3 protein-coding genes are annotated in these 4,558 nt (G+C 70.5%); all 3 read right to left on the minus strand.

Annotated features, from left to right (window positions below; genetic code table 11):
• Window positions 1–719, minus strand: a 719-nt coding sequence (locus JWR81_RS34435) for a C40 family peptidase (RefSeq protein ID WP_367278810.1), incomplete at its 3' end; no start/stop codon positions are given.
• A gap of 179 nt (window positions 720–898) precedes the next feature.
• Entirely contained in the window at window positions 899–1,078 is a 180-nt protein-coding gene (locus JWR81_RS19305; protein WP_297654515.1) for a DUF6104 family protein, read from the minus strand.
• A gap of 7 nt (window positions 1,079–1,085) precedes the next feature.
• Window positions 1,086–4,558 (minus strand): multifunctional oxoglutarate decarboxylase/oxoglutarate dehydrogenase thiamine pyrophosphate-binding subunit/dihydrolipoyllysine-residue succinyltransferase subunit (locus JWR81_RS19310; RefSeq protein ID WP_297654518.1); only part of this gene is annotated, 3,473 nt, incomplete at its 5' end.

Below are 4,558 nucleotides of genomic sequence, written 5' to 3' on the forward strand. Positions count from 1 at the left end.
TCCGGCGCGGTCGGGGCCAGGAACTCGGTGGGCCCGACCGGCACGGCGGGTGAGGGCACGAGCGGCACCGTCACCGGCAGCTTCGGCGTGGCGATCAGGCCGGGCGCGTCGCGGTCCGCGGCCGGGCGCGTGGCGCCGATGTAGTCGTCGCCCCGGTAGCGGACGTAGGCCAGCTGCACGGGCTTGCCGAACGTCGGCGCGTTCACCATGCGGCCGCCGCCGATGTAGAGCCCGACGTGGTGGACGCGTGCCGGCACGCCGTAGAACACCAGGTCACCGGGCTGCAGCGGGGCGTCGTCGGGCACGTGCGGGCCCGCGTAGAACTGGGTGTGGGCGGTGCGGGGGATGTCGATGCCCGCGTAGGAGTAGGCGGCCTTCGTCAGCCCCGAGCAGTCGAAGCCGGCGTCGCCGTTGGCCGGGCCGTCCCCGCCCCAGACGTAGGGCAGGCCGCGCTGGGCGAGCGCGAACTCGATGGCCTTCGCCGCCGCAGACCCGGGTAACGCGGTGGTGGTGACCATCGCGACGGGCCGGACGCCGCCGTTCGAGGTGCCGGTGGAGGTGGGGGTGGCGGTGGTCGGCGGGTTCGAGCCGGTGACCGCGAACGGGCCGTAGACGAGCGGGGCGGCCGTGCCACCCACCTGGTCCGCCGCGGGGAACGCCCCGACGGCCGCCGCACCGGGTACGGCACCGATCGTCAGCACACCCAGGGCGATCGCCACGATCGACGGTCGCAGGAAAGCAGGGTGTTGCCGCCGCGTCATCACGTCCCGTACCTCCGCCGATCCAGCATCGACACGATCGTGCCAACAGCGGATCTTGTGCGGAAAGCCCCAACATGAGGGGGGAACGGACGTTCACCCGGGCATCACCGCCGATTCAGCGGCGCGCCCGGGCACTGCTACTCGGGATCGTCGGCGTCGTCCCGCGCCAGGAAGCTGGCCAGCCGCTCCACGGCGTCCTCGAACCCCGGGTTGAGGTCCACGAACGCGCGGAGCCGGTCGGCCAGCCACTCGACGGCGACCTGCTCCTCGCCCCGGCGGTCGACCAGCTCCTCGATACCGCGATCGGTGAAGTACACGGTGGTCCTAGTCGGCGAAGGCCGCGTCGATCAGGGCGGCCTGCTCCACCTCGTGCACCTTCGACGAGCCGGCCGCGGGGGCGGCCATGCGGCGCCGGGAGATGCGCTTGAGCCCGACGAGCCGGGGGAGCTTCTCCGGCAGCACCAGGCCGAGGAACGGCCACGCACCCTGGTTGGCCGGCTCCTCCTGCACCCAGCGGATGTCCTCCGCGTTCGGGTAACGGTCGAGCGTCGCAGCGATCTGGCGGTCGGCCACCGGGTACAGCTGCTCGATGCGCACGATCGCGGTGTCCTCCATACCACCGTGCTTCTCGCGGGCGGCGGCCAGCTCCCAGTAGATCTTGCCGCTGCAGAGCAGGACCTTGCGGACGCCACCGGCGGGACCGTCGGCCTCGCGGAACTTCGGGTCGTCGATCACCGAGCGGAAGCGGCCGCCGGTGAAGTCCGACAGCGGGCTCACGACCTGCTTGGCGCGCAGCATCCACTTCGGAGTGAACACCACGAGCGGGCGGCGGACGCCGTCCATCGCGTGGCGGCGCAACAGGTGGAAGTAGTTGGCCGGCTCCGACGGCAGCGCGACGGTCATCGAGCCCTCCGCGCACAGCTGCAGGAAGCGCTCGATGCGGCCGGAGCTGTGGTCGGGGCCCTGGCCCTCCAGGCCGTGCGGCAGCAGCAGCGCGACGTCGGAGGTCTGGCCCCACTTCGCCTCACCGGACGAGATGAACTCGTCGATGATCGACTGGGCGCCGTTGACGAAGTCGCCGAACTGTGCCTCCCAGGCCACGAACGCGTTGGGGTTGGCAACCGAGTAGCCGTACTCGAAGCCGACGGCCGCGAACTCCGAGAGCGCCGAGTCGTAGGGCAGGAAGCGTTCCTGGTTCTGCGACAGGTTGCGCAGCGGGAAGTACTCCTCGCCGGTCTTCCGGTCGATCACCACGGAGTGCCGCTGCACGAACGTGCCGCGCCGGGTGTCCTGGCCCGACAGACGCACGAGCCGACCGTCCATCACCAGTGAGCCCAGGGCCAGCAGCTCGCCGAAGGCCCAGTCGACGTTGCCCTCGCGCGACATCTTCAGCCGCCGCTCCAGCACCGGCTTGACGCGCGGGTGGACGGTGAAGCCCTCGGGCAGCTCGACGTGCGCATCGCCGATCCGGTGGACCACCTCCAGGGGGATCGAGGTGTCGAGGTCGGCGGGCACGAGCTGCTCGTGCTCGACCGACGGGCTGATCCGGACGGGGGCCTTCTCGAGCTCGCGGACCTCGTTGAACACGTGCTCGAGCTGGTTGGAGAAGTCCTTGAGCGCATGCTCGGCCTCCTCCATGGAGATGTCGCCGCGGCCGATCAGCGACTCGGTGTAGATCTTGCGGACGCTGCGCTTGGCGTCGATCACGTCGTACATCGACGGCTGGGTCATCGAGGGGTCGTCGCCCTCGTTGTGGCCACGGCGGCGGTAGCAGATCATGTCGATCACGACGTCGTTGTGCCAGCGCTCGCGGTACTCGACGGCCAGCTTGGCCACCCAGACGCACGCCTCGGGGTCATCGCCGTTCACGTGGAAGACCGGCGCGCCGATCATCTTCGCCACGTCGGTGCAGTACTGCGAGCTGCGCGAGTGCTCCGGGGCGGTGGTGAAGCCGACCTGGTTGTTGACCACGACGTGCACGGTGCCGCCGGTGCGGTAGCCACGCAGCAGCGCGAGGTTCAGCGTCTCGGCCACCACGCCCTGGCCGGCGAACGCCGCGTCGCCGTGCATCATCAGCGGCAGCACGGTGTAGCCGTCGGCGTGGCCCTTGTCGAGCAGGTCCTGCTTGGCGCGGACGATGCCCTCGAGCACGGGGTCCACGGCCTCGAGGTGGCTCGGGTTGGAGGCCAGCGACACCACGGTCTCGCCGTCGCCGAACATCCGGAAGTACTTGCCCTCGGCGCCCAGGTGGTACTTGACGTCACCGGAGCCGTGGGCCTGGCCGGGGTCGAGGTTGCCCTCGAACTCACGGAAGATCTGGCTGATCGGCTTGCCGACGATGTTGGCCAGCACGTTGAGGCGGCCGCGGTGCGGCATGCCGATGACGACCTCGTCGAGCTCGTGCTCGGCGGCCTTGTCCAGCACGGCGTCCATCAGCGGGATGACGGTCTCGCCGCCCTCGAGGGAGAACCGCTTCTGGCCGACGTACTTGGTCTGCAGGAAGGTCTCGAACGCCTCGGCCGCGTTGAGCTTGGAGAGCACGTACTTCTGCTCGGCGGAGTTGGGCTTCCGGTGCGGGACCTCGATGTGCTGCTGCAGCCACGCGCGCTGCTCGGGCTCGGCGATGTGCATGTACTCGGTGCCGATGCTGCGGCAGTAGGAGTCGCGCAGCAGGCCGAGAACGTCGCGAAGCTTCATCCGCACCTGGCCGCCGAAGCCGCCGACGGCGAACTCGCGGTCGAGGTCCCACAGGGTGAGGCCGTGGGAGAGCACGTCCAGGTCGGGGTGGCGGCGCTGGCGGTAGTTCAGCGGGTCCGTGTCGGCCATCAGGTGGCCGCGCGTGCGGTAGGCGTCGATGAGCTCGATGACGCGGGCGGTCTTGTCGACCTCGCCCTCGGGGATGTCCTGCACCCAGCGGATGGGCTCGTAGGGCACCCGCAGCGAGCGGAAGATGCCGTCGTAGAAGCCGTCCTCGCCGAGCAGCAGCTGATGGACGCGACGCAGGAAGTCGCCGGACTCGGCGCCCTGGATGATGCGGTGGTCGTACGTGGAGGTCAGCGTGATGATCTTGCTGACGCCGATCTGGGAGAGGCGCTCCTCGCTGGCGCCCTGGAACTCGGCGGGGTACTCCATCGCGCCGACGCCGACGATGGTGCCCTGGCCCTGCATCAGCCGCGGCACCGAGTGGTTGGTGCCCAGCGTGCCCGGGTTGGTGAGGCTGATGGTCGTGCCGGCGAAGTCGTCGCCGGTGAGCGCGCCGTTGCGGGCCTTGCGGACGATGTCCTCGTAGGCGGACCAGAACTGGGCGAAGTTCATCGCCTCGCAGCCCTTGATCGAGACGACGACGAGCGAGCGCTGGCCGCCCTTGCCGGGCAGGTCGATCGCGAGGCCGATGTTGACGTGCTCGGGCTGCACGACCGTGGGCTTGCCGTCGGTCTCGACGAAGTGGCGGTTCATCGTCGGGAAGTCGGCGAGCGCCTGCACCACGGCGAAGCCGATCAGGTGGGTGAAGGAGATCTTGCCGCCGCGGGTGCGCTTGAGCTGGTTGTTGATGACGATCCGGTTGTCCGACAGCAGCTTGGCCGGCACCGCGCGCACGCTCGTGGCGGTGGGCACGGCGAGCGAGGCGCTCATGTTCTTGACCACGGCGCCCGCGGCGCCGCGCAGCGGGATGGTCTCGCCGCCGCTGCCGACGGGGGCGCTCTTCGCGGCCTGCGTGGTGGAGCCTGCGGCGGGCTTGGCAGGCGCGGCGGCGGGCTTCGCCACGGGCGCGGCGGGGCCGGCGGCCTTCGGGGCGG

The sequence above is a fragment of the Pseudonocardia sp. genome, assembly GCF_025965585.1.
GTDB lineage: Bacteria > Actinomycetota > Actinomycetes > Mycobacteriales > Pseudonocardiaceae > Pseudonocardia.